We start from the raw sequence: 23,847 nt of genomic DNA, 5'->3' as shown, positions 1-23,847 counted from the left end.
TGTGAAAATAAAAGGAGAAGCCTATGAAAATTTTAGCTTTAGTAGCAAGCCAGGACAGTACTGTGGAAGATGTTAAGACAAATGGAAGAAGGCAGATGCAGGCACTGATAGGTAAAGATAAGGAAGTGCTTTTCTGCGAATATTCCACGATTGAAATTTGCAGGAACGGGGAACTTGTGATCACCTGTCTGGGCGAAAAAATGGAAAAGCCGGATTATTTCTGGCCACTACTTGGATCCACGGATGGATTTATTCTGGAGAATATGCTTCAGGATGCGGGAATTCCATCTATTTTAAATCTGCGTGAGCTTCAGGTCGCAAGAAGTAAGATTGCAACTTATCAGAGATTTGCACAGAATGGAATACGGGTGCCTGATACGATGGTGTTTTTCAAAGATTCTGATCCCGAAACACTGTCTGGTCGTTTTGGTTATCCATTTGTTGTGAAGCCGGACAGTGGATTTGGCGGGATTGGTGTAGAACTGATCCATAACGGCCAGGAGCTTAAGGATTACTTTGCAACTCTTTCCTATGGACAGGCTTATGTGGCACAGGAATATATTGCTACTTCCAAAGGAAGAGACATCCGTGTTGTTGTTCTCCATGGCAGATATTATTTTTCGATGGAGCGCCATGCATCGAATCCTGATGAATTCCGTTCGAATGTACATGTGGGTGGAACTACACAGGAGAAGACTCTTACCGAAGAAGAAAAGGTATTCTGTGAAAAGGTGGCGTCCATATTTGATCTTCCGATTATCGGACTGGATCTTATGATTGGTGATGGAGAGTATGTGCTGGCAGAGGTAAATGCATTTCCGGGTATGCCGGGGCGTAAGATGATGGATGCATATGCTTCCGTTATTGATGATTTTATGGAGGGACAGGCATGACCGGATTTTTGCGAAGAGTATTAAGCCCATACAGGGGACTTTTGATACTGGTCATTTTACTGCAGCTTGGTCAGTCCTTTTTAACCATGTATCTGCCAACAATCAATTCCAGAGTGATCGATTATGGTGTGGCGAATGCGGATGCTGCATATATCATGCATCAGGGAATTCTCATGCTGGGAATAGCTCTTATCCAGTTACTGCTATCAACCTTGGCTGGTATTTTCGGAGCAAAGGTGGCACTGATGACCGGACGGGATTTGAGGGAGCAGGTTTATGAGAAGCTGATACATTTTTCACGCAGGATGATCGGAAGCATGGGAGCTCCTACGCTGATTACAAGGGCAACAAACGATGTACAGCAGGTAATCCAGTTTATTACGTTCTTATTTACCGCGATTATCGCAGCACCGATGATGTTTATCGGAGGTCTTGTGCTTGCCTTGTCCCAAAGCGTGAAGCTTTCGGTGGTATTGCTTGTGACGATACCTCTGCTGCTTGGGGTTTCTGTGGTATTTTTAAAGCTGATCCTTCCTTATTATAGAGAACAGCAGACGAAAATAGATGAGATGAATACCGTACTCAGGGATCAGATTTCCGGTATCCGTGTGGTAAAGGCCTTTACGAAGGAACAAGGCGAGAAGGAACGCTTTGAACGGATTAACGGAGATCTTTCAAGGATTAATACCAGCATCGGTAAGATTACAGGGCTGATGCAGCCAATCTTTACCCTGACAATGAGCTTTGCCAATATTTCGCTGATCTGGCTTGGCGGCCGTATGGCGGGGAACGGTCAGGTACAGATTGGACAGGTGATCGGCTTCGTAACCTACATATCCTTTATTCTGACAGCAACCCTGATGGCTTCCATGATTTTTATTATGCTGCCAAGAGCCGAGGTATCGGTTACACGTATTGAAGAGATTTTAAACAGTGAAAGTGAAATTCAGGACAGAGAGGATGCTTTTTTGCCAGAGCAGTTCCGGGGAGAAATATGTTTTGAACATGTGACGTATTCCTATGCACCGGATAATGAGCAGGTGGAGCCTGTATTGAAGGACATTTCCTTCTGCGCACAGCCGGGTAAAACGACGGCGATTATCGGATCTACCGGATGTGGTAAGACTACCTTGCTTGATATGATTCCACGTCTTGCAGATGTGACAGAGGGGACGGTCTTCGTAGATGGCATGGATGTCCGGAAGCTGTTAAGGCATGAGCTTGATCAGGCAATCGGCATGGTTCCGCAGAAGGCTTTCCTGTTTTCGGGGACGCTGGAGGACAATCTGCGGGATGGAAAACCGGATGCAACACAGGAAGAACTCTGGGAGGCTCTTTCGATTGCGCAGGCAAAGGAATTCGTGGAGAAAAACGAACGTGGTCTTAAGATGAAGATTTCCGAAGGGGGAACAAACTTTTCGGGCGGGCAGCGGCAGCGGCTTGCAATCGCAAGAGCAATTGTCCGCAGACCCTCCATCTATTTGTTTGATGATTCGTTCTCTGCACTGGATTACCGGACAGACCAGGAGCTGCGAAGAGCACTGAAGCCGGTTACACAGAATGCGGCTGTGATTATTGTTGCACAGAGAATCAGTACCATTAAGGATGCTGACCAGATCCTTGTGATGAATCAGGGACGTATTGAAGCGGTTGGAACACATGAAGAACTCATGCAAAGCAGCCGGACTTATCAGGAAATTGTGGCTTCCCAGCCCACAGATAAGGAGGTGGCATCATGAGTACAAAGCAGAAAAAGACCATACAAAAGGGGTCTTTCAAGCGGCTGTTAAAGCTCTTCTTCTTTAAAAATAAGATGCTGACCGCTCTTATGCTGTTCAGTATTATTATTTCAGCGGTTGCTACAGCGCTGGGACCGCAGTATCTGGGGTATGCAACGGATTCCATTGTACAGGATATGTCAAACCCGGTAAGCAGTAACATTCACTGGGACCGGTTTTTCTTCTGGGCAGGGATATCGAGTGTGATTTTTCTGATCCAGTTCGTATCGAAATGGCTGTCCGCATGGTTTTCCACACGGATCATCTCTGATACGGCGAAAGAATTGCGCAGTCAGGTAGAGACAAAGCTATGGTCGCTGCCATTAAATTATTTTGATACAAACAGTCACGGAGATATCATGAGCCGGACCACAAATGATATTGATAATGTGGTCACGACTCTGAATTCTTCCGGTGCAGATACGATTTACAGTATTTTCCAGCTGGTCGGGATGATTGTCATGATGACTGCAATTAACTGGAGGCTGGCATTGATCACTGTGATCATTATTCCGGTCTCGGGCTGGATTGTGACCCTGATTTCCAGGTTTGTGCGTAAGGAATATCAGAAGCAGTGGTATTATACCGGAATGATTAACAGTAATGTGGAAGAGAGTGTGAACGGACACAATATTGTGAAGCTTTATGGTCAGGAAGAGAAGTTCGTGGAAGCTTTCAGGAAGCAGAATCGTCTGCTGTATGAATCTTCCTTCAAAGCTATGGCCGTATCGAACCTGATTCAACCATTGTCCCGGTTCTTTACGAATCTGAATTATGTGATTGTGGCATTGGGAGGTGCTTTACGGGTAATATCCGGACAGATGACGGTCGGAGATGTGCAGGCATTTATTCAGTATACCAGACAGTTTCAGACACCCTTTTCCAAGCTGTCCCAGGCGTATTCTTCACTGCAGTCCGGAATAGCGTCTCTTGACCGGATCTATGAGCTGTTAGATAGTGAAGATCAGGCTGAAGAAAAACCGGAAGCCAGAGAGAGCTACCGGTTGCAGGGAAAGATCGATTTCCGGGATGTGAGCTTTTCTTATGTACCTGAGAGGAAGCTGATTGAACATATGAACCTTGTTGTAGAACCGGGCCAGATGGTCGCTATTGTTGGAGGAACTGGTGCCGGCAAGACAACACTTGTAAATCTGATCGAACGATTTTATGAAGTAAACATTGGAGAAATTATTTTTGATGACAAAGTAGAAATTCACGACCTTACAAGAGCATGCCTGCGGGAGAACATTGCAATGGTTCTGCAGGACACCTGGGTGTATAAAGGAACGATCGGAGACAATCTGAAATATGGTTTGAAACGGGAAATCACGGAAGAAGAATTCCGGAATGCATGCCGGGAGACCTTCGTGGATCAGTTTGTAAGTACACTGCCTGATGGTTATCAGACTGTAATTTCCAATGAAATGTCAAGCCTTTCTGCCGGAGAAAAGCAGTTGTTGACGATCTGCAGGGCATTTCTTGTGAAACCGAATATTCTCATTTTGGATGAGGCAACAAGTTCTGTAGATACCAGAACCGAAGCCATGATTGATCAGGCACTTGATAAGCTGCGGGAGGGACGGACAAGCTTTGTCATTGCCCACCGTCTGTCCACAATTCGCAATGCAGACGTAATCCTGGTTATGGAGAACGGGCATATCGTGGAGCAGGGCAGCCACAAAGAGCTATTAGCACAAAACGGAGCCTATGCCAGATTATATCAGGCACAGTTTGAATCATAGAAAATAGGCGGAGGAAGAGATTATGCGTATTGTATTTTATAGTGCGTCAACATCAGCACATTCCAATTCATCAACAAAAACAACCTACCAGCCGTTCCGGGCAGATACCTGGGATGAAATGGACCGGCTTTATCCGGACTGCGAATTTGTTGTAGCAGGACCCCTGAATGGTTCTTACATTTTTGACGTGGCAGATGGGGAAATCTGCAAAAAACCTGAGAAGGTGAAATACGTGCTTTTGGAGAGTGGAATGAGTGCGGAGGATACGGCAGAGCTGATTGCACAGCAGAGACCGGATATTGCTGTAGCAATTGCATCGGGAGCCGTTCCCTTTGACTGGGTACCGATCAAGACCGCTCTCATTGCTGAGGAATTACAGAAAAGAGGAATTGCAACCATTGCCAATAATACGCTGGTGTCAGTGGCAGCATTTGATAAGTGGCGTAGTAATATCATGTTCCGCAGCTTTGTCAAAGCGGCAAAGGGAATCTATATTCACCATGAGCTGTTTCTTGCGGAGAAGAAGAATCCGGGTGTCAGTGTAAATGTATATAAGGAATATGTTTTTTATCGGATTAAGGAAATAAACTTTCCGGTCATTGTGAAGGATACATTAGGTGCAGGGTCAATCGGAGTGGAAATCATGAACTCCTATGAGGAAGTAGAGAGCTTTCTTAATTCCGATCGGAACAATTCAGATATAATGGTGGAAGAACTGATTCAGGGAGAACAGTTCGGAACGGAAATTCATGGTGTAGAGGGACGTTACAGTGTCCTTCCGCCGATCGCCTTTTCTGTAACAAAAGAGGGCATTACAGATCCGTTAAGCTCTGTAAAATTTGGTCCGGTGACGGATCCTTCCTATCATTTTGAAAAGGTACAGGAAGAACTGCTTAATATGGCACAGAGTTTGAAATTTGAAGGAACGGTGCAGGTCGATCTGGTTTACCGGGCAGGAGAATGGTATATTATCGAAATTAATCCAAGATGGTCCGGAATGACAACAACAACGGCTGCCATGGAGGGAAGAAATCCACTATCTATTTTTGTGGACAGCATACTCGGAACTGACAAAAATTACAGTATGAAACGGAACCTGAAATATGCATTGAACTTTAAGATGAAAGCAAGGTCGCAGGAGGATCTGATCCGATTATATGGGAATCCGCATGTGGATTATATTATGCAGCTGGAAACCTCAGTGGCAGGTATGGAGAAGATCAACTATTGCGAGGTTGTTATCAGCACCGATCAGGAAAAAGAAGATATTATGAATATCCTGAATGAACTGGAAGAGGAATTCCCGGGGCTTGTTTCCGATGATGTGAAAGCAAATGCCGGAGAGCTTGTTGCAAAATATCAATGAGAATTCTGCGGTCGATAAGACCGCCGTTTTCTGCTGTTTGCAGAAATTAAAACCATTTTGCAGCGTATTGCTGTAATTGTTCCTGGACATCCCGGTAGCTGTATTTGCTGACCGGGATTATTTCCTGATTATTCAGTGTGATTTCAAAGCGTCTGATTGAACGGACAGCATACAGAGAAACAATGTAGCATCTGTGACATTGCACGAAGATATCTTTCGGCAGAATTTCACGGACTGCAGAAAGGGATTTATATATCTTCGTGACAGTACCATCCTGAAGATGAATCTGCAATTCTTTATTGATTATTTCAATATAGGTAATATCCTTGATATGAAAGGATACAGTTCTGGACGGAGTGTCGATTATAATGGATTTCGGAATCAGATGTCGGATTGCACGGGTTAGTGCTTCTGCAAGTTTTTGACGGCTGACCGGCTTGAGGATATAACCTACAGGTTCAGCAGAATATGCATCGAATACAAATTCCTTACTGCTGGAAATGAAGATAACGGGAATTTGTTTTCCAGTGTCATGGAGACATTCTGCAAAGCTGATCCCATTGTTTTCACCCAGCATAATATCAAGAATCAGAATGTCACAGCTTTTAGGAGTATTCTGCAATGTATTTTTTAATTCTGAAATAGAAGTATATTTTCGAATCTCGCAGGATTCTCCCATGGATGCTAAAATATCGATGATCATTTCAGATATCTGTGTTAAAAAAATCGGTTCATCATCACAGATGACAATATGGTACATAGTGAAAGCCTCCTATTATTCGTTATTTTCGTCAAGACAAAGCGTTGTTGTTACAGCAAAAAAGCCACCACGTACCTGTACGTTCAGTATACCATTGTATTTTTCGGCGATTCCATTGATGATCTTAAGACCGTAACCGTGTCTGTCACTGTTCTTTTTACTGGATTTATATTTTCCATTCGTGATTCTCAAGTTATCCTCATTGCAGGAGTTTTCACATTTAATAAACAGAAAATTTCCCTTTGAATGGAGATTCAGCCGGATGATCCGCTGTCCTTCAGAAACCTTCTGACACCCTTCTACTGCATTTTCCAATATATTTGTCAACATCCGGCACAAATCAATGTCTTCCATGTTGAGTTTTCTGCCAATGATAATACTGTACTCCACTATGGCTTTATAACGGCTGGCACGTTCTGCAAATTCTAAAAGGATGGAATTGACCAGAGCATTGGCTGTGTAGGTGACAAAAGGAAGCTGTTCGGCTTCTTCAGTAAATTTCTGCGTATATTGTCTGGCACCTGCATAGTCCTCCTGTTTAAGATAGGCGGACAGGGCATTCATATGATGCCGGATCTCATGGTGCATTTCCAGAATATGTTCATTGTTTTCTGCCTGATTCCGGTAGCTTTCCAGTATCCGCTCGGAAATTCTCTGTTCTTCCTGTTTGCTGCGGATGTATTCCATGACACTAAAGAATACGGCATATACTATGAAAGCAAATACTGCAAACAATACAAACATAGCATGGACAACCATATTGGTGGAAAGATTTATTATGCTTGAGAATTGTGCAATGCTGGCAATTAGAATAAACAAAGCAGGGAGGGAGCAGAGAATCTTCCAGATACGTGATTCCAGATCAGCGTTGATCATAGTACGGATTCGCTCCATCAGCATGAGAAATGGTTTCGCAAGAAGCAGATTTATGATAAGTGTGAGAATCAGTGCAAGGGGCGGATACATAAAATGATCGGACGGAAACCGGAAAGTACGGTGCAAAAAAGTAACAGTACTTGTGACAAAGAATCCGTAGCTCATTACAACAAAAAATACAAACAGTTTTTCTACTGTTTTTGCCTGGATGATAAAGCAGTACAACATTCCGAACAGTAACAAGGCAATATAAAAAATAGCATTCGAGATCAGCTCTTTGTAATCACCGCCGATGTTGAACTGTGCGATAAGAGAAAACGGAATGACCATTACAATAAAAATGGACAGTGCCATGCGCATTGCCTTTTTTGTGCTTAGGCGGAAACAATCCCGGAATGTATACAAACAGAAAAATGCATAAGGAAAAATCTGAAGAGAAAATCCGCAGAAATAACGCAATGCTATCATAAAAACCTCCTGTCATAAAAATAGATAATGGTCAGGTTACCTATTAAAAACAAGTATACCATTGGCAGAAGGCAAAATCAAATCATATGAAGGTCTTTTCACACCATATTTTGACTATTCACGCAAAAATATAGACAGGAAAGTCAAATTCAAATAACATAAATAATACAGATACAGAAAACTGTCAAAATGAGGAGAGCTTTTGATACGGTATAATGCCCGAAAGCTCGCTCTTACTGGCATCGTAAAGGAAAAAATATAAGAAAAGGAGACTAAAAAATGAAGAAAAGAATGATTATTGTGACGGCAATGATTATGGGAACTCTGGGAGCAGAATGTGTGAGTGTTCAGGCATCGGATACGTTACCTGAACTGACAAAAGACAATGCACTGGAACAGATGATGAAAGCAGGAGAAACAGACAGTCTTGTAAGCAATCATAAAAGCTATGAAGCTACCTGTGAATATATACTGCAGAATACAAAGGTATATGACTATGAAGATTCTGAAGTGATGTATGTAGATATGTATGGTACTACCCAGATGCTCTATAAAGATGGCGAATTAAAATACGGAAAAGAAGGAGATGAGTATCTCTCCTGTCTGTATATTGATGAAGCAGATGGAAATGCAGATGATCTTATAAGCTTTTACACAGATGAAACCATAGAGGAAGAAGTGACGGATCTGAAGGAAGATGGTGATACGATCATTATACAGACAAAGGTACCTGAAGAACTTACGCAGAGCACATTGAATTCTCAGGGAGATGGAGAATCCTACACAGAGGGAGACTGGATTTCTATGGAATATGTGGTTGCTTCGGATGATTACAGACCACTGAAACATACTCAGATTCTGAATCATAAGGACGGCACTTCGGAAGAAGCTTCGAAGATGGAATTCTCCTACGGCGTGGACAGGCCTGAGGATGTAGCAGATCTCTGTGAAAAGTACGAAGAAGCAGAAAAAGCAGAAGGTGATGTACGTAATGTGACAGTTACTGCAGCTCCTGGTACAGAGCAGGAAAAGGATTATACAATCACGGTTCCAGCAGATAATCATGTATGGATCATGCTTCATGACGATAATTCTTATTACATTATGTATACAGATAAGGAGTGTAAAGAACTGTACGAGCCAGAGGAAGATGTGAAAGAAGACACACATCTCTATGCAGAGATTGAGTCTTATGAAGAGGCGGAGGATGAAGTATGAGGAGTTTGAGCGTATTTATCAGGAATATTATCTGAAAATTTTGACATTTATACATAAAAGAGTTCCTGATCTGTATGAAGCGGAAGAACTGACTGGAGATGTATTTCTGTCTTTTTACAGAAATATGGACAGTTATGATGAAGAAAAAGGTAGTATAGCTACCTGGTTGTATGCAATCACAGCAAACCGCCTGAAAAACTATTATAGGGATAAAAAGACTCATTATTCTCTGGAAATCCTGAAGCAGCAGACAATTCCCCGGGAAAAAATGCCGGAAGAGATTGTGGCAAAGATTATGAGAGAAGAGACATTAAGAAAAAGTCTGGAGCAGCTTTCTGACAGAGAACGGGAAATTCTTCTGGGAAGATTTTATTATCAGAAAAGTTCCACAGAGCTTGGCAGGCAGATGAATTTATCACCGGGAAATGTAAGGATGATACAGAAACGTGCTCTGGAGAAGTTGCGAATGATTATGGAAAAACAGGGGGAATAGGCGTTCAGGCTACAGAGACTCTGCCTGAACTGACTGGGGATAATGCATTGTAATAGATTATGAAAGCCGGATGACATATTTCAGATATGAGATATTTGCATATGGGTAGTTTGAAGAGGAGGGAATTGTATATGTGGACAAGGAGAGAATTGAAAGAGTGTGCCAAACAGCTTTTAAAGATAAATTATTGGAAAGCAGTTCTGGCAGGAGTTATATTATCCCTGATTGGAGGTTCAGGAGTGGTCTCGGTAGTAGAAAGGTCTTCTTCCGGAAGTTTTGATGAAGTGATAGGCGCAGTAGAAACTGATGATTTTGGCCTTGTTTTAGGAATTGCACTTGGAATTGTGGCAGTTGCGTTGCTTGTTAACTTTATTATGACGATTTTGATTTGGAATCCTCTGGAGGTGGGATGTAAAAAGCTGTTTATTCAATGTGAATACGGAACAGCGGAGACGAGATGTATCTGGTCGGTGATCAACAGGAGAGATGGAAAGAATGTTGGCTGGATTATGTTTTTGCGGACATTGTTTGTAAGCTTATGGAGTCTTTTGTTTATAATTCCGGGAATTATAAAACAGTATGAGTATATGATGATTCCGTTTTTGTTGGCAGAGAATCCACAGATGAATCGAAAAGAAGCTTTTGAAAAGAGCCGTCAGATGATGAAGGGAAATAAGTGGGCTGCATTTGTATTAGATCTGTCTTTTATAGGATGGAGCCTTCTGGGGATTATAACATTCGGGTTGGTTAATATATTCTTTGCCGGACCATATCAGTATTTAACACAGTCACAGCTTTATTTTCGCCTGAAAGAACAGCAGAAAGAGGAAAGCTATGGATATTGAGTATTTATTGTACCTGCAACAATTTCGCGAAACGGTTGGCAGTATTCTGACACCGCTTATGAATGCAGTAACAAAGCTGTCCGCAGGATTTTTACCTATTGCAATGATGTGTATGATTTACTGGGCATTTGACCGGAAGGCGGGACGAAAAATCCTGGCAGGACTTGGGGGCGGTCTGTTTATCAACGGATTTTTAAAGCTTACTTTCTGTGTCTATCGCCCATGGATACGGGATACACGGATTTTACCCTATGGTGATTCTAAAACAGCAGCTACCGGATATTCATTTCCAAGTGGGCATACAACGCGGGCAACGGCTATGTTCGGTGGAAGTGGACTTTGGTTCATGGAAAAAAAGCACAGTGTCGTTGCAGGTCTGTTGTTTGTGCTGGTATTCCTGACTATGTTTTCACGAAATTATCTGGGAGTACATACTCCGCAGGATGTTCTGGTGGGATTTATATCAACAGCAGTTATGATGTATCTGACCGGGTGGTTGGAATTGTGGAGTGAAAAAGAAAAAAAAAGAGACCTCATGATTCTTGTGGCAGGGCTTTTGATCTGTATTGCTGCTGTGCTGTACTATGAATACAAACCATATCCACTTGATTATCTGCCGGATGGATCACTTCTGGTTGATCCTGCTAAAATGCGGGGAGATGCATATGAAGGAGTCGGATTTATTGCATCCTTTGTCATCTGCAGGATACTGGAAAAAAGACAATTAGATTTTGACAGAATTTCGCAAAAGCTAAGGTTGTTTATCAGTATTTTTGCATTAATTCCTTTGTACTGGTGGATAAATACAGGGTGCCCATATATAATAGAAGAAATAAGCCGAAGCCTTGGCAAGTTCCTCAGATTTGGGCTTGGAATCATATATATCATGGTGCTGGTGCCAGGAACGGTGGTACTGGCAGGAACTCTGACTAATCGTGGAAGTGATAAGGTGACCAGAGAAAAACAGGGGCAGCCCTAAGGCTGCCCGGAAGGATTGATATAGTTATTTACGAATAGGACTTCAACGCTTTTTGAATTTCCTCCATATTCATGCCTCGTTTTAACATATTGTTTATCCTCATCTGCTCCCTATATCTGGGATCATCCATAGTAGGACGGCCAAAACCACCGGCAACATTTTCTAATTCTTCTTCAGATAATTCGTTTGTAATGTTCTGTTTGATTTCGCTCATAATAGTTCTCCTTTCCTGTAAGAATTCGAATGCTTCCTATCTGTTTATAAACATCAGAAGAGAATTTGTCACATTATATGAAGAAAAAATTATTTTTATCTAGAGATCTTTGATGCAAAGCGTCAGAGACCAGATACAATAAACAAATGATAAAAATACAGCATCAGTCAGATGATATGATAAACAAATTGCATACTGGAGGATGGAAAAGTGGATAAACAGAATATATTTAGAAGGGAAAGTCTTGATCGTGTTGAATCTCCGGAACAATTAGATGCATATATTAAGGTGTCTCATCCGAAGGTTTGGTTAATTATGGCGGCACTTCTGGTGGCAGTAATATCTGTGATTGTATGGAGCGTTGTAGGAAGTCTTCCACAGACGATGACAGTGAAAGGAGTTACTGTTGGAGGTAATGTGATTAACTGCTATGAATGTGTAGAAAATGCCAACACAAACCTGATAGGATGTAAGGCAAATATTACACTGCCTGATGGAAGAAACATCAGTGGCAAAGTGGAAGCAGTGAGTCAGAATCCTTATTCACAGGAAGAAATTCGTGCTGAAATATCAGAAGACTGGTTTGCGGATAATGTGCTTGATGGAAACTATTCTTATGAAGTTCGGGTTATAGCTGAAGAAGACATTACCCCAAATATGCTGGCAACAGTTATCATTACAACAGCCGAAATGAAACCAATTCAATTTATTTTGGATTAGGAGCGTGCTATGAAAAAGAGAAAAAAAAGAATTACAGTTCCGGTTATTATGCAGATGGAAGCCCTGGAATGTGGTGCAGCAAGTCTTGCTATGATTCTTGCGTATCATGGCAAGTGGTTACCGCTTGAACAAGTTCGTAGTGATTGTGGAGTATCAAGAGATGGAAGCAAAGCTTCCAGTATTGCAAAAGCTGGAAGAAGTTATGGGCTGGAGGTAAAAGCGCATCGATATGGGGTAGACGAAGTAAAAGAGAATGTTACTTATCCTGCAATTATTCATTGGAACTTTAATCATTTTGTTGTGTTATGCGGTTTTACCAAAAATGCAGCTGTAATTAATGATCCTGCACGTGGAACAATCAAGGTAACAATGGAAGAATTTGATCATTCTTTTACAGGAGTATGTATTGAGTTCACACCAGGAGAAAACTTTGAGAAGGGTGGAAAGCCGGAAAGTGTATTTAAGTTTTTGAAGGATAGACTGGCCAATACAACGGCTTCTGTGATTTTTGTAATGATTACGGCAGCCCTTGTTGCTTTTGTAGGCTTGGTTACTCCCGTGTTTGCCAGAATATTTACGGATCAGATTTTGCCCGGACATAATATGCATTGGCTTGAAATGCTTCTGGTGGCAATGCTTTTCACTGCTATATTCCGAATGATTGTTGGTTTTCTTAATGAGATATATCTTTACAGAATTAAAGGAAAGCTTGCTATTGTATCAAATGCCTCATTTATGTGGCATATGCTTCATCTGCCCATGGATTTTTATGCACAACGAATGGTGGGAGACCTTGCTGGCAGACAAAAACTGAATGATCAGATTGCAGAGACTTTGATCGCAAAGTATGTTTTGGTAGAGACCAAGGCACCGGAAGGCTATGTAAGAAGCGAAAAAGAGGAATCCGTAATCTTTGCGTATGAGGATGGAAACACCAAGGAGATTGAGATTACCAAAGAGCTTACCAATGAACGGATTCCAACAGGCGGCTATTCCAACAGTCCAAAGACTGAGGATGATACCAATATCTGGCTGCCGTTCTTCTTACTGCTCCTGTCAGTAGGAGGAATTGCTGGAATCATCTGGTATACCAAACGGAAAAATCACGATTGAGAAAAACTGGGCTGTCACTTCGGTGGCGGTCCTTTTTTCTTGCAGAAAAATAAGAAACGGAGGATGTTATGAAGCAGATTAAAGAGATTCTGATTGCATCGGTCAGTCTTTTTTTGTTAGGATTTGGAATCTGCATGGCAGTCAGTACCTTTTTTATGTACCGGGAGGGCGAACAAGAATACGAGACCCTACGGGAATATGTAAAAGAGGAAGAAAGAAAAGAGAATGAAAGTGAGGTGCAAGCTCCGACACCGGCAAATAAGACGACCGTTGATTTTCAAGCCTTAAAGAAAATTAATTCGGACATCATTGCCTGGATTCGGATTCCGGATACAAAAATCGATTATCCGGTGGTACAAGGAAAAGACAATGCCTACTATTTAAAGCACACGTTTCAAAAGACGGAGCATGCAGCAGGAAGCATTTTTCTGGATATGGATAATGAAGCTGATTTTTCCAACCGGAAGAGCATCCTGTACGGACACAATATGAAAGATGGCAGTATGTTCCAAGGACTGCACCGCTTTCAAGAGGAATCATATTTAAAAGAACATAATCAGGTATATTTATATCTTCCAGATAATAGAGAACTGGTATATACGGTAACGAAATGTGGATATGTAAAAGCGGATAGTGATACTTTCTGGCTGGGAGAGCCAGTGGAAACGTCACAGCTTCTATTGTCTACCTGTGGTGCTGATTCGTCCAAAAGGCTGGTGGTATGGTGTGAACTGCCGCAGGAGGAAGAAGAAATGACGGAAGAAAACATAAAAGATATTGAAATATTGGATTTTGATTAGTGCGAAATGAATCAGATGTAATAGATGAATAATATTAATTCCTTTATGCGACGGAAAACAAATTTTTGCGTGATATATAGTAAGAAACAAAAATGAAATAATGCAGGAAGGGGGATAGCAACACTGAGTATTTAAAATGCCAAAAAGAAAAGGAGTTGGAAGGTTATGAATGGATTAAAAAAATGGATGGTAGTATTAATGACAGGTGTTACACTTATGGGAAATGTAATTGGAATGGGTACGACAGTTATAGCTTCTAAAAATGAAACGCAGGAATCTTTATCCGGTGTGGATGTTTATATGCCAGAAAATGGTTCTTTGGAAAGAGTAATTAGAGTTTATGAAGATGGTTCTTTTGTAACAGAGCCAATTAATGATATCAGAACGTACGCAACGAATACTCCTTGTGAACATCCAGCGAGATATTTGGAAGCACGCGGTAAAAAAACAGATTTTCAGACTGTGGGAACAGCGGGAATATGTTATAAAGAACGATTGATCATATCAAACAAATGTAAAAAATGTAATCGTATAGGAATAAAAACGTACAGCCCATGGTCTTATTGTAGCAAGCATTCTTATCCTGCATTAAAAAAGACCTGTAAAATATGTGGATACACGAAAAAATAGTAATTTGGGGGAATATCAAAATGAAACGAAAAAAAATATGGATAAGTGTAATTGCCAGTATGCTGATTGGAACTGTTTCCGTAGCTGCCAGTTCTGGTATTGAGTTACATGAATTTTTCAATGAAAAAGGTGAAAAAGTAATTTATCCATGGGAATCAATAGAAAATCCAGATCTGAATTATGACGGTCCTCAGGATCAAGTGTATGTTGGACAGATTATTCAGACGGAAGATGGACCGGAAAAAGTAATTGCTGTTGATGAACAGGGAAGTTATGTAACAGAAGTACTGGAGCAATAAAAAAACGGGCAGGAAAAGAAAGCATGATATGTTTTCTTTTTCTGCTGACAAAAAAATAATAAATTATTTCTATTTTTTATGCGACCAATTATAATAAAATACGTCATATAAAGTAGAAGGAGAAAATTAAAAAAATGGATGATGTACAGATCATAAATTTATATTTTGCAAGAGATGAAAATGCCATTGCTGAAACAAAAAATAAGTATGAAAACATGTGTTATTCCGTTGCCCATAATATTTTATATAACCGGGAAGATTCTGAAGAATGCGTAAATGATACCTGGTTTTTTACTTGGAACAGCATCCCACCCAAAAGACCATCCATTTTAGCTTCTTTTGTATCTAAAATAACAAGGAATACCGCAATTGATCGATACCGTAAGAAGAATGCGCAGAAGCGGACGGATTCTCATATGGAGGACATAGCTGGTGAAGTTGAAAAAATAGGGAACATAATTGCCTCGGATATTGAAACGTATTTAAGAAAAAAAGAAATCATAGATATTTTTGATGCTTTTTTAGGTACACTTTCAGAACGTGACCGGGATATTTTTGTAAGGCGATACTGGTACATGGATTCTATCAAAAGGATAGCGGATAGACACAACTGTGGGGAAAGCAGGATTAAGTCAATTTTAGCCCGTAGTAGAAAGAAACTTTATTATTTATTGACGGAGGCTGGGTATGCAGAATAATAAAGGCTGGGATTTTTTAACAACATTTGCAGACATTAATGATAATTATATATACCAGGCTTCAAAACCATGGAAAGAAAATAAAATAAAAACATTTAAGATGCCATTAAAAAAAGTAATTGCATGTGCAGTAATCGTAATGATTGTCGGATTGGGACTGACACATCAGAATGAAGTAAAAGCAGCCTGGGAGAAAATGACTTCTCTAATTGGACAGATTCTGGGAATCTCTGAAGATACTGGAGAATATATAAAACAGATTCAAAATAAAATCACAAAGAATGGAGTTAAGGTTTCTTTAGAAGAAGTAGCAGTGGATGATGAGAATTTATGGATAGCATATTCCATGACAGATGAAAATGGAAATAATGACGTATCTATGAGCAGCATTGAAGCCAGTGTTGATGGAGTCAAATTAGAATTGGAAAGACAATATTCTAATTATAATAATACCGACTCCAAATCAAAAGATTATGTAGCAAGATTTTCTCTAAAGGCATCTTCAGCTAAACAAAATTTTGAAATTACAATCGGTAATTTTAATACAAAAGGGGACCAGCTTTACATAAAAGATAAATATAATTTTTCTTTTACTGCTGATCCAAAAATACTTGAAAGAGATACAAAAGAAGTATTCATTGACCAATTTATACAATTGGACGAAAAGCAAACTGTAACTATTTCAAAAGCAAAATACAATCTCTTCAGCTGTACTCTTTATGGAACACTTCCAGATATGAATGAAAATACTGAACTATGGATTCGTGGAAAAGATGATGTGGGAAATGAAATTTCATTTAATCTCATTTCTTACCGAAATCCAGAACTGATATTTGAATTAGCAGAGCCTGGAAGTGCGAGGAATGCAAAAAAATTGACACTACAGTTATATCAGTACACAGAGAATGAAGAAAGTAATATTTTATATAAAAAAGAAGATTATGGCGATTTTTATGCAGAGGAAATAGGAAAAGAATACAATGAAAATCAGTCACCAGAAGAATTAGCTGTTCCTGTAGGAAATGAATTTACAGTAGATTTACAAAATTGAATTAGAAAAATGAGAGCAACAAGAAGGGAGGAAATAAGTAATTACCTAATTTACATAAAAAAAGAAAAGGAGATATTTACGATGAGAAAAGTAAAAAGAATTAAGAATGTATTGTGTGTATTGCTTGCAACAATTATATCTTTGGTTAGTATGACAACTGTTAAAGCAGATGGAGAAGTTGCTCCATATGAGGATATGGAAAATGCAACATTGCTTCAAAAAGAATGTTATGATCTGGATGAAGACACAATGATTGAAATTACAACTTATGAAAAAAGTATTCCTTCATTTGCAAGATCTTCATGGAAAACTAAAACTGGAACAAGAACATATAGAATTATAAATAAAAAATCTAATACTGTATTTGTACGTTATATTTTAAAGGGTACGTTTAAATACAATGGAAAAAGTGCACAGTGCACAGATGCAACTACCGAATGCAAAGTATTTGTTCCAAATGTATACAATGTAATTACAAATAGAGCTGAAAAAGCAGGTAATACTGTACTGGGATATTTTTATTGTACGCATGTGAAAACAGGAAAAGGAATGGGTGGCACTTTTTCAATAAAATGTGCCGCTAATGGAACATTAACAATTAACTGACTTTTAAGTATGAATGAATATATAAAAAAGCTCTACTCATATACCGAGTGGAGTTTTTTTCTATTATTGCGCTGTTGCAGAATTACGGCATTTTTCAATAAATAATATCTACAGATATATGGAAAATCATAGCTTTCGGTATATTGTGAACTGAGAGAGAAACAACGGAAGCGGCAACCTACTACGCAGACAGACAAGTGGTGTCTGTAAAAGAAGTTCCTCAAATAGGAGATCGAATCTATACAGATTTCCGTGAGTGCTGCGAGGACCAGAAAGTTTCATATCGCTGGGTATGCAATAAGATGCTGCAGGAAGGCGTTTCTGTCCAAGACGCTGTCAGATATTATAAAAGAAAACAAGAAAAGAAGCTGCAAAAGGCTCAAAAGCAAGTTCCTGTCAAAGGCAAAATGCTTGAACCACAGCCTGTTAATGTTCTGGGAAAGAAATATGAATCAAAAGAACGCTGTTATAAAGGTTTGGGAATAACCAAAAAGTCGGTTCAAAATCATATGAAGAAAACATCCTGTATGTTTGAAGAAGCTGTCGTATATTGCTATGAGAAAAAGCTGGAAAAACAATTTGAATTTCGCAGAGAAATCTATAAAAGCTACAATGCCTGCTGCACTGCGTATAATCTTGCACAGGAATATGTTGCGATAAAAGCAAAGCGGGAAAAAATCACAAGACAGGAAGCTATGGAAAAACTATTAGCACAACGAGAGTCTGAAAAAACCATATAAACAGAACACAATTTCGAAAGGAGAACAGTTATGTTGAAAAGTAGAGGCGGACGAGAAGAAAATGAGAAACTTCTTCTTTCAGTAAAAGAAACTTGCGGACTTACCGGATTGTCTGAAAGGATAGTGCGAACTTTAATGGCAGAAAATGATTTTACCGTTCGGATTGGGCGAAGAACCCTTGTTCATAAGAAAAAATTTGAGAAATGGTTGGAAAAACAGGAGACTTGAATATTTTTCTGGAACGTGTTAATATTCTGATGTACTTGTGATCTGGTCGGGAAAGGATGAAAACCAGATATTATGAGGTGTTTTATATTATTTTAAACACTGGGATGCGTATTGGAGAACTGGCAGCTCTTATGTGGGAAGACATTGATTTTCATGCACACCGAATCCGCATTTACAAAACACTTAATAAAACTACGATATTTTATGATGATAGTAAGAGAAGAATAAGATGAATACAAATGAAACAAAAAATGAAAATACCGTGCAGAAACCGTGCAGTAACACTTCCAAAAGCGGCGCAAATGTAGATAAATCAAGGGGTTCTGGCAAAAGAATGAACATGTCGCCCATACTTGACCGGTGTTTTGTATAATTGATGGAAAAGATTAAAAACACTTGATTTTGCGGTATTTTTTGATTACTCGGAGACTTTTAAGAGTGGCACAAAATAGTAGTAAATAGCATGGTTTATTCTCAAAAACAGTGTAGTGTTCAGTGCAGTAAAACAACCTAGAAAAAATTTTTTAACACCAGATCTTGAGTACAGTTTGGTTATAAGAACATGAGAAGTGGGCCGGATTTTACATTTATTTATGTAAAGTTCGGTCCTTTTTGGACGCTAAAATAGAAAAATATTATTGTTACAGTTGCAACTTTAGAGTATAATAACAATATAGTCGAAGAACAGATTTGATATACTGTAGAAAGGGAGAATACCGTTGAACACAGAGATTAAAAATTCAATTCTTACGACAGATAAAGACGCACAATATGATGAAAGTGCGAAAAGGTTACTTGGTCAGAAAAGCATCCTGGACAAGCTATAACGATATTAAATGCGTTTATTCTATTTGGGTTTGTATGAATATGACTGAAAATAGTCTGAAACATATTCATCTAGTAAAAGAAAGCATTGTGAATTTACATGCCTGGAAGGGAAAACTTGATTTGATCAATATTGTAATGATTGGTCTATCGGAAGATATTCCTATTCATGAAGAAAAATATGAGTTACATAAATTACTGGGAGCTCTGTTGTCTCAGATCTATCTGTAGATGAAAAACTGGATATTATAGAAAATGAATATAAGATTCCGATTGAAAAAGATTTCAGAGAGGATGTGAGTGCCATATGTAATTTGAGTCAGAAAATTAAAGAAGCTGGAATTGAAATTGGTAAACGAGAAATGATTATGAAAATGTGCGATAAAGGCTATACAATCGCTCAGATTGCTGATGTTGCAGGAATGGATGAAAAACAGATTGAAGATACTATAAAAATGCTGAATTGCTATCAGTATAAAAGATTAAACATGATCTAAGCAAACAAATTATATTTTACAGAGTAGGAGCCTGGCGGGATGTTACAGTGAGCATCTCGCCACTTTATTTATTTGACATGGTTTGGCGAAATATCAGAAAATTCTGCGAGTAGAAGAAAATTAGTTAGAATTTATTACAAAATAATAGTGGGGAGTGAATAAAGAACACATATGAAGTTTAACATTGTAAGTAGAAATTGTGTGATGACCAATTCAGAAATCGTTTATTTGACAAATGATAATTGGAATGATTATTTTGAATATCGAACTATGTACCAAATGTATTATAAAAATCAACATATTGGTGGAGTACGAATTGGTAGAGTTGGACAAACAGAAGATCGCCCAGATATTCCAGACGAATTTGAAACATTACCTACAGATTATTTTTCACTTGGTGTAAGTTTGGAATATTATAAAAATCTTAAAAGAGAAGGAATTCCACGTGTAGAAATTCTAATAGCATTGCATGATATAGCGTATGATTTGAAGTTATTGGAGACTGTTCGCGAGGAACGCGTTACTCAGCGTTCTCTTATGAGAGACTTTTCATATTATGCAGTCAAAGAACAGTTTCATAGAATTGCGGATGGTGGCGCTGTCCTGACAGATTATGATTTTAAATACATTTTGCCTGATAAAGACATTACTACTGGCGAAAATTTAGAGCTAGATTTTTATGTGGAGGGAGAGAATAATACCCCACCAAGTAATATTTATGTCCTTATAGGAAAAAATGGAATAGGGAAAACTACAATTATAAAAAAAATGCTTAAAACTTTATTATGTAATAATGATTTGCATACATATGGAGAATTCATTACTGGCTGGGGAGGAAACTTTTCAAATATTGTTAATATTTCTTTTAGTATGTTTGATGATCCCATTACTGAAGTTGATGTCTTTGACAAAATGATATTTTATAAGTATATTGGATTGATAGATGTACGTTATGAAAATGATATTCGGAAGCGAAATGTAAAATATGATCAATTGCCAGATATGTTTTTTGAAAGCTACTGGAATGTGATTAAAAGCATTACCAAAAATGAATTATGGAAACGCTCTGTTAAAATCCTAGAAACAGATTCGACGTTTAAAGAATTAGATATAGGATCTTGGATATCTCAAGAAAAAAGTAAGTTAGAGAAAATGATACTTGCAACAGAAAAGTCAATAGAAGAAAAAAATAATATTGAAAAGAATTTCTTTCGCGAAATTATTAATAATCAGTTTTCAAAGTTGAGTTCAGGACATAAAATTATTTTGTTAACGGTTGTAAATTTGGTTAATTTTGTAGAAGAAAAAACACTTGTAATCATGGATGAACCAGAAGAGCATTTACATCCACCGCTTGTATCAGCTTTTATTCGGGCATTATCAGAGTTAATGAGTTACAGAAATGGAGTTGCTATTATTGCAACCCATTCTCCTGTTATTGTGCAGGAAGTGCCTAGAAGATGCGTATGGAAAATTAGGGGACATGGGAAGTATCGAAAATTTGAACATCCAGAAATTGAAACTTTTGGAGAAAATCTGGGGGAAATAACTACAGAGATTTTTGGCTATGATGTTGGAAGCACTGGATTTCATACAATTCTAAAGAATGTTGCTGATAGGAAAAACTCATATGAAAAAGCTCTCAACGAGTTTCAAGGAGAACTTGGAAAAGAAGCCAAATCAATACTTCGAGCGTATATGTATGATAAGGAAAACACTTAATGAAAAAGTTAGAAAAGCCACAGTTTGATATGGAAACGATTATAGATAATTGTTTGGTTCATATGCAAAATCCTCGAAAAAAGAGAATCACATTAGTTAAGGAAAAAATAAAGAAAAAAACAGAAGAATATGATGAATTAGCTCAGCATGGACAATTGCATATAATACCTGAGCATGACACAATTGACAATATTGCAACTAAAGAAGATATGGAAGCTCTATATACGCAAAGATTTGTTCCGAAAAATCAACCGAATAGAGCATTTTATGATAAAATCTTAGCTTTGGCACCCTATGGAAAATGTCCTTATTGTCAACAAAATTTAGTAAAAACAGTGGATCATTTTTTGCCAAAATCAAAGTATGTTGCTTACACTGTTACACCTTATAATCTTATTCCAGCTTGTTCAGATTGTAATACTGGAAAGTTAGATTCAACATTTCATAATCGTGTAGAAGAGCCATTTCATCCATATTATGATAATTTTGATGACTGTGTGTGGCTGAAGGCAAAACTTATAGAAATGGAACCGGTTTCATTTCAATTTTATGCAGATCCACCAATTGATATATCTGAAGAGAAAAGACAGCGAATAAGTCATTCGTTTTCTGAACAAGGATTTTGCTTGAATAATATATATAAATTGCATGCAGCAGAAGAGTATTGCAGTCGGGAAACAAGATTAAAAGAATGTTTTCAAAAAGGAAAAAAGGAACTAGCTGTTGAAGTTTTACAAGATTTGATTAAAGATGAAAAATCCATTTCACTTAATTCATGGAAAACTGCGTTATATCAATCAATTATTGATAGTGAGTGGTACTGGAATGAATATTTGCCAGAAATATGTAAAGGAAAGGACTAATTTCAGCTATTTGTAAGGGAAGAAATAAAATTCAGATGAGGAAAGATAAAATGGAAAATTTTGAGATACTGCCAACAGAGGAAAATTTAATAAAAACATTGGAAGCGGATCTGCTGGGGCGAAATCAGCAATTATCATATTTTTATAATCTGTTGCTTGCGCAGAAGGGAGCAAGTACTATTGCGGTAGATGGAAAATGGGGAAGCGGAAAAACATTTTTTATAAAACAATCTACGATGGTGATTAATGCAAAAAACCCTGTAAGTATAATTGAAAAAGAAAAAAGAGAGAAGATACTATCAAAATTATTCTTGACTGAAAGTGATAATTATGATGATTGTAATCTTGCTATATATTATGATGCATGGGAAAATGATAATGATACAGATCCTATTGTGTCACTTGTATATGAAATCGCGAAGCAGTTGGGGATGACCTATACATTTGATCCTGATACAGATTTTTTTAAATTGGGCGGTGCAGTTTTAGATGTTTTTAGTGGAAAAAATCTTAAGGGAATTATAGAAAATTTGAAGAGCGATAATCCACTCTCAAAATTCAAAGAACAAAAGGCGTTAGAAGAAAAATTGAAAGATTTTTTTTCAGAAGCATTGAATGAGCGTGGAAATCGATTAGTAGTTTTTATTGATGAATTGGATAGATGTAAACCCAGTTTTACAGTTCGATTATTAGAACAAATAAAACATTACATGCACGATGAGAGAATTACATACGTATTATCAATTAACACAGAGGAATTGCAGCATACAATAAAAAATTATTATGGAGATTCATTTGATGCGTGTAGATATTTAGATCGATTCTTTTATTTAAGAATTAACTTGCCTCCGGTTGACAAAAAGAAATTTTACATGAATATAGAGTTAAATGGAAGGTACTATTTAGAAATAATTTCTAGACGTATTATTGATGTTTATAATATGCAATTAAGAGAAATAACTCGTTTTTATCGGCAGGTACGAACTGCGGCCTATGTTCCTACACATGATGATGAAAAATGGAATTGTATATTTCCAGATGGAGAAGCTAGACAATTTATGTTATCTTGTATAGTTCCAATTATTATAGGATTGAAAATGGTAGATATATCAATGTATGAACAGTTTATTTCTGGAAAAAGTGGAAAACCTATGGTTGATATATTAAACACTAAAGAATTTAGTACTGGACTACTTTGTCGTTTCTTAAAAGAGGATGAATCTTTTTCTCAAATAGAAAAAAAGAAATTGATTACACCTGAAGAAAAAATTCTTGAGATTTATAATGCTATATTTGTAAATAAATATTCTGGCAATGATTACCAAAAAACAATAGGTAAATGTGAATTTGATGCTGATTCAAGAAAATTTGTTCTGGTGGCAGCAAGTATGTTATCTCAATATGCGAATTACGAAATATAAAG

26 protein-coding genes are annotated in these 23,847 nt (G+C 38.2%); 23 read left to right on the top strand and 3 right to left on the bottom strand.

Annotated elements, in window-relative coordinates; translation table 11 throughout:
• The first annotated feature begins 23 nt into the window (after positions 1–23).
• Genes AB5706_RS04170 through AB5706_RS04155 form a run of 4 tightly spaced genes read left to right on the top strand, consistent with a single transcriptional unit; the run spans position 24 to position 5,779 of the window.
• Positions 24–893, top strand: a complete 870-nt coding sequence (locus tag AB5706_RS04170; RefSeq protein WP_148462064.1) for an ATP-grasp domain-containing protein — start codon at positions 24–26, stop codon at positions 891–893.
• The gene (locus AB5706_RS04165; protein ID WP_173717340.1) at positions 890–2,632 is read left to right on the top strand and encodes an ABC transporter ATP-binding protein; all 1,743 of its coding nucleotides are present in this window, start codon (positions 890–892) and stop codon (positions 2,630–2,632) included. Before AB5706_RS04170 ends, AB5706_RS04165 begins: the two co-directional genes overlap by 4 nt.
• Positions 2,629–4,413 (top strand): ABC transporter ATP-binding protein, encoded by a 1,785-nt coding sequence (locus tag AB5706_RS04160; protein ID WP_148462065.1) that lies wholly within the window; start codon positions 2,629–2,631, stop codon positions 4,411–4,413. The genes AB5706_RS04165 and AB5706_RS04160 overlap by 4 nt, the downstream gene beginning before the upstream one ends.
• Positions 4,414–4,435: 22 nt before the next feature.
• Positions 4,436–5,779, top strand: a complete 1,344-nt coding sequence (locus AB5706_RS04155; RefSeq protein WP_148462066.1) for an ATP-grasp domain-containing protein — start codon at positions 4,436–4,438, stop codon at positions 5,777–5,779.
• Between the two features lie 46 nt (positions 5,780–5,825).
• Here AB5706_RS04155 and AB5706_RS04150 read toward each other — a convergent pair whose 3' ends face one another.
• Together AB5706_RS04150 and AB5706_RS04145 are read right to left on the bottom strand one after the other, a co-directional pair.
• Positions 5,826–6,539, bottom strand: a complete 714-nt coding sequence (locus tag AB5706_RS04150; RefSeq protein WP_173718912.1) for a LytR/AlgR family response regulator transcription factor — start codon at positions 6,537–6,539, stop codon at positions 5,826–5,828.
• A 15-nt stretch (positions 6,540–6,554) separates the two neighbouring features.
• The gene (locus AB5706_RS04145) at positions 6,555–7,883 is read right to left on the bottom strand and encodes a GHKL domain-containing protein (RefSeq protein WP_173736150.1); all 1,329 of its coding nucleotides are present in this window, start codon (positions 7,881–7,883) and stop codon (positions 6,555–6,557) included.
• Positions 7,884–8,162: 279 nt separating this feature from the next.
• Between AB5706_RS04145 and AB5706_RS04140 the strand changes: the two genes are divergently transcribed.
• The 4 genes from AB5706_RS04140 to AB5706_RS04125 all read left to right on the top strand — a co-directional run bounded on the left by AB5706_RS04140 (position 8,163) and on the right by AB5706_RS04125 (position 11,418).
• A complete protein-coding gene (locus tag AB5706_RS04140) occupies positions 8,163–9,101 on the top strand; it encodes a hypothetical protein (protein ID WP_173736149.1) in 939 nt (312 codons plus the stop codon).
• Positions 9,091–9,594 carry an RNA polymerase sigma factor gene (locus tag AB5706_RS04135; protein ID WP_226815539.1) on the top strand — a complete coding sequence of 168 codons (504 nt, stop codon included), beginning with the start codon at positions 9,091–9,093 and terminating at the stop codon, positions 9,592–9,594. The genes AB5706_RS04140 and AB5706_RS04135 overlap by 11 nt, the downstream gene beginning before the upstream one ends.
• A gap of 131 nt (positions 9,595–9,725) precedes the next feature.
• The gene (locus AB5706_RS04130; RefSeq protein ID WP_117676027.1) at positions 9,726–10,439 is read left to right on the top strand and encodes a DUF975 family protein; all 714 of its coding nucleotides are present in this window, start codon (positions 9,726–9,728) and stop codon (positions 10,437–10,439) included.
• Entirely contained in the window at positions 10,429–11,418 is a 990-nt protein-coding gene (locus AB5706_RS04125; RefSeq protein ID WP_118330790.1) for a phosphatase PAP2 family protein, read from the top strand. Before AB5706_RS04130 ends, AB5706_RS04125 begins: the two co-directional genes overlap by 11 nt.
• Before the next feature lie 28 nt (positions 11,419–11,446).
• Here AB5706_RS04125 and AB5706_RS04120 read toward each other — a convergent pair whose 3' ends face one another.
• Positions 11,447–11,632: a hypothetical protein gene (locus tag AB5706_RS04120; RefSeq protein ID WP_148462071.1), complete on the bottom strand. Its 186-nt coding sequence runs from the start codon at positions 11,630–11,632 to the stop codon at positions 11,447–11,449.
• A 210-nt stretch (positions 11,633–11,842) separates the two neighbouring features.
• Here AB5706_RS04120 and AB5706_RS04115 point away from each other — a divergent pair, with 210 nt between their 5' ends.
• The 15 genes from AB5706_RS04115 to AB5706_RS04045 all read left to right on the top strand — a co-directional run bounded on the left by AB5706_RS04115 (position 11,843) and on the right by AB5706_RS04045 (position 23,845).
• Positions 11,843–12,352: a hypothetical protein gene (locus AB5706_RS04115; RefSeq protein ID WP_148462072.1), complete on the top strand. Its 510-nt coding sequence runs from the start codon at positions 11,843–11,845 to the stop codon at positions 12,350–12,352.
• A 9-nt stretch (positions 12,353–12,361) separates the two neighbouring features.
• The gene (locus tag AB5706_RS04110) at positions 12,362–13,465 is read left to right on the top strand and encodes a cysteine peptidase family C39 domain-containing protein (RefSeq protein ID WP_226815538.1); all 1,104 of its coding nucleotides are present in this window, start codon (positions 12,362–12,364) and stop codon (positions 13,463–13,465) included.
• 68 nt (positions 13,466–13,533) lie between these two features.
• Complete coding sequence (srtB, locus tag AB5706_RS04105; protein WP_148462073.1) at positions 13,534–14,265, top strand: class B sortase; 732 nt, start codon at positions 13,534–13,536, stop codon at positions 14,263–14,265.
• A gap of 165 nt (positions 14,266–14,430) precedes the next feature.
• Positions 14,431–14,895, top strand: a complete 465-nt coding sequence (locus AB5706_RS04100) for a hypothetical protein (protein WP_148462074.1) — start codon at positions 14,431–14,433, stop codon at positions 14,893–14,895.
• Positions 14,896–14,915: 20 nt separating this feature from the next.
• Entirely contained in the window at positions 14,916–15,194 is a 279-nt protein-coding gene (locus tag AB5706_RS04095; RefSeq protein WP_148462075.1) for a hypothetical protein, read from the top strand.
• A gap of 134 nt (positions 15,195–15,328) precedes the next feature.
• On the top strand, positions 15,329–15,892 hold the full coding sequence (locus tag AB5706_RS04090; RefSeq protein ID WP_148462076.1) for an RNA polymerase sigma factor: 564 nt from the start codon (positions 15,329–15,331) through the stop codon (positions 15,890–15,892).
• Complete coding sequence (locus AB5706_RS04085; RefSeq protein WP_148462077.1) at positions 15,882–16,943, top strand: DUF4179 domain-containing protein; 1,062 nt, start codon at positions 15,882–15,884, stop codon at positions 16,941–16,943. The genes AB5706_RS04090 and AB5706_RS04085 overlap by 11 nt, the downstream gene beginning before the upstream one ends.
• An 81-nt stretch (positions 16,944–17,024) precedes the next feature.
• Positions 17,025–17,549 (top strand): hypothetical protein, encoded by a 525-nt coding sequence (locus AB5706_RS04080; protein ID WP_148462078.1) that lies wholly within the window; start codon positions 17,025–17,027, stop codon positions 17,547–17,549.
• Between the two features lie 197 nt (positions 17,550–17,746).
• Complete coding sequence (locus AB5706_RS04075) at positions 17,747–18,289, top strand: hypothetical protein (protein WP_148462079.1); 543 nt, start codon at positions 17,747–17,749, stop codon at positions 18,287–18,289.
• Between the two features lie 30 nt (positions 18,290–18,319).
• Positions 18,320–18,517 carry a helix-turn-helix domain-containing protein gene (locus AB5706_RS04070; protein WP_148462080.1) on the top strand — a complete coding sequence of 66 codons (198 nt, stop codon included), beginning with the start codon at positions 18,320–18,322 and terminating at the stop codon, positions 18,515–18,517.
• 56 nt (positions 18,518–18,573) lie between these two features.
• Positions 18,574–18,750 (top strand): tyrosine-type recombinase/integrase, encoded by a 177-nt coding sequence (locus AB5706_RS04065; RefSeq protein ID WP_148462081.1) that lies wholly within the window; start codon positions 18,574–18,576, stop codon positions 18,748–18,750.
• Positions 18,751–19,656: 906 nt separating this feature from the next.
• Positions 19,657–19,839, top strand: a complete 183-nt coding sequence (locus AB5706_RS04060; RefSeq protein WP_226815537.1) for a helix-turn-helix domain-containing protein — start codon at positions 19,657–19,659, stop codon at positions 19,837–19,839.
• Between the two features lie 204 nt (positions 19,840–20,043).
• Entirely contained in the window at positions 20,044–21,561 is a 1,518-nt protein-coding gene (locus AB5706_RS04055; protein ID WP_368365908.1) for an AAA family ATPase, read from the top strand.
• Complete coding sequence (locus AB5706_RS04050) at positions 21,561–22,424, top strand: HNH endonuclease (RefSeq protein WP_117854339.1); 864 nt, start codon at positions 21,561–21,563, stop codon at positions 22,422–22,424. The genes AB5706_RS04055 and AB5706_RS04050 overlap by 1 nt, the downstream gene beginning before the upstream one ends.
• Positions 22,425–22,474: 50 nt before the next feature.
• Complete coding sequence (locus tag AB5706_RS04045; protein WP_173717314.1) at positions 22,475–23,845, top strand: KAP family P-loop NTPase fold protein; 1,371 nt, start codon at positions 22,475–22,477, stop codon at positions 23,843–23,845.
• The last annotated feature ends 2 nt before the right edge of the window (positions 23,846–23,847 follow it).

Origin of the sequence: Ruminococcus sp. RTP21484sp1_RTP21277st1_D2_RTP21277_210401 (assembly GCF_040924225.1) — a bacterium.
GTDB classification, from domain to species: Bacteria; Bacillota; Clostridia; order Lachnospirales; family Lachnospiraceae; genus Blautia_A; species Blautia_A faecis.
This window is presented reverse-complemented; position numbering and strand designations above follow the sequence as displayed.

Bases quoted from the DNA above. Each gene is read 5' to 3' on its own strand.
- AB5706_RS04085 (WP_148462077.1), top strand. From the start codon at position 15,882: ATGCAGAATAATAAAGGCTGGGATTTTTTAACAACATTTGCAGACATT.
- AB5706_RS04090 (WP_148462076.1), top strand. From the start codon at position 15,329: ATGGATGATGTACAGATCATAAATTTATATTTTGCAAGAGATGAAAAT.
- AB5706_RS04095 (WP_148462075.1), top strand. From the start codon at position 14,916: ATGAAACGAAAAAAAATATGGATAAGTGTAATTGCCAGTATGCTGATT.
- srtB (WP_148462073.1), top strand. From the start codon at position 13,534: ATGAAGCAGATTAAAGAGATTCTGATTGCATCGGTCAGTCTTTTTTTG.
- AB5706_RS04065 (WP_148462081.1), top strand. From the start codon at position 18,574: ATGAAAACCAGATATTATGAGGTGTTTTATATTATTTTAAACACTGGG.
- AB5706_RS04170 (WP_148462064.1), top strand. From the start codon at position 24: ATGAAAATTTTAGCTTTAGTAGCAAGCCAGGACAGTACTGTGGAAGAT.
- AB5706_RS04130 (WP_117676027.1), top strand. From the start codon at position 9,726: ATGTGGACAAGGAGAGAATTGAAAGAGTGTGCCAAACAGCTTTTAAAG.
- AB5706_RS04165 (WP_173717340.1), top strand. From the start codon at position 890: ATGACCGGATTTTTGCGAAGAGTATTAAGCCCATACAGGGGACTTTTG.
- AB5706_RS04160 (WP_148462065.1), top strand. From the start codon at position 2,629: ATGAGTACAAAGCAGAAAAAGACCATACAAAAGGGGTCTTTCAAGCGG.
- AB5706_RS04145 (WP_173736150.1), bottom strand. From the start codon at position 7,883: ATGATAGCATTGCGTTATTTCTGCGGATTTTCTCTTCAGATTTTTCCT.
- AB5706_RS04135 (WP_226815539.1), top strand. From the start codon at position 9,091: ATGAAGTATGAGGAGTTTGAGCGTATTTATCAGGAATATTATCTGAAA.
- AB5706_RS04055 (WP_368365908.1), top strand. From the start codon at position 20,044: ATGACCAATTCAGAAATCGTTTATTTGACAAATGATAATTGGAATGAT.
- AB5706_RS04070 (WP_148462080.1), top strand. From the start codon at position 18,320: ATGTTGAAAAGTAGAGGCGGACGAGAAGAAAATGAGAAACTTCTTCTT.
- AB5706_RS04045 (WP_173717314.1), top strand. From the start codon at position 22,475: ATGGAAAATTTTGAGATACTGCCAACAGAGGAAAATTTAATAAAAACA.
- AB5706_RS04120 (WP_148462071.1), bottom strand. From the start codon at position 11,632: ATGAGCGAAATCAAACAGAACATTACAAACGAATTATCTGAAGAAGAA.
- AB5706_RS04155 (WP_148462066.1), top strand. From the start codon at position 4,436: ATGCGTATTGTATTTTATAGTGCGTCAACATCAGCACATTCCAATTCA.
- AB5706_RS04110 (WP_226815538.1), top strand. From the start codon at position 12,362: ATGAAAAAGAGAAAAAAAAGAATTACAGTTCCGGTTATTATGCAGATG.
- AB5706_RS04150 (WP_173718912.1), bottom strand. From the start codon at position 6,539: ATGTACCATATTGTCATCTGTGATGATGAACCGATTTTTTTAACACAG.
- AB5706_RS04125 (WP_118330790.1), top strand. From the start codon at position 10,429: ATGGATATTGAGTATTTATTGTACCTGCAACAATTTCGCGAAACGGTT.
- AB5706_RS04050 (WP_117854339.1), top strand. From the start codon at position 21,561: ATGAAAAAGTTAGAAAAGCCACAGTTTGATATGGAAACGATTATAGAT.
- AB5706_RS04080 (WP_148462078.1), top strand. From the start codon at position 17,025: ATGAGAAAAGTAAAAAGAATTAAGAATGTATTGTGTGTATTGCTTGCA.
- AB5706_RS04140 (WP_173736149.1), top strand. From the start codon at position 8,163: ATGAAGAAAAGAATGATTATTGTGACGGCAATGATTATGGGAACTCTG.
- AB5706_RS04100 (WP_148462074.1), top strand. From the start codon at position 14,431: ATGAATGGATTAAAAAAATGGATGGTAGTATTAATGACAGGTGTTACA.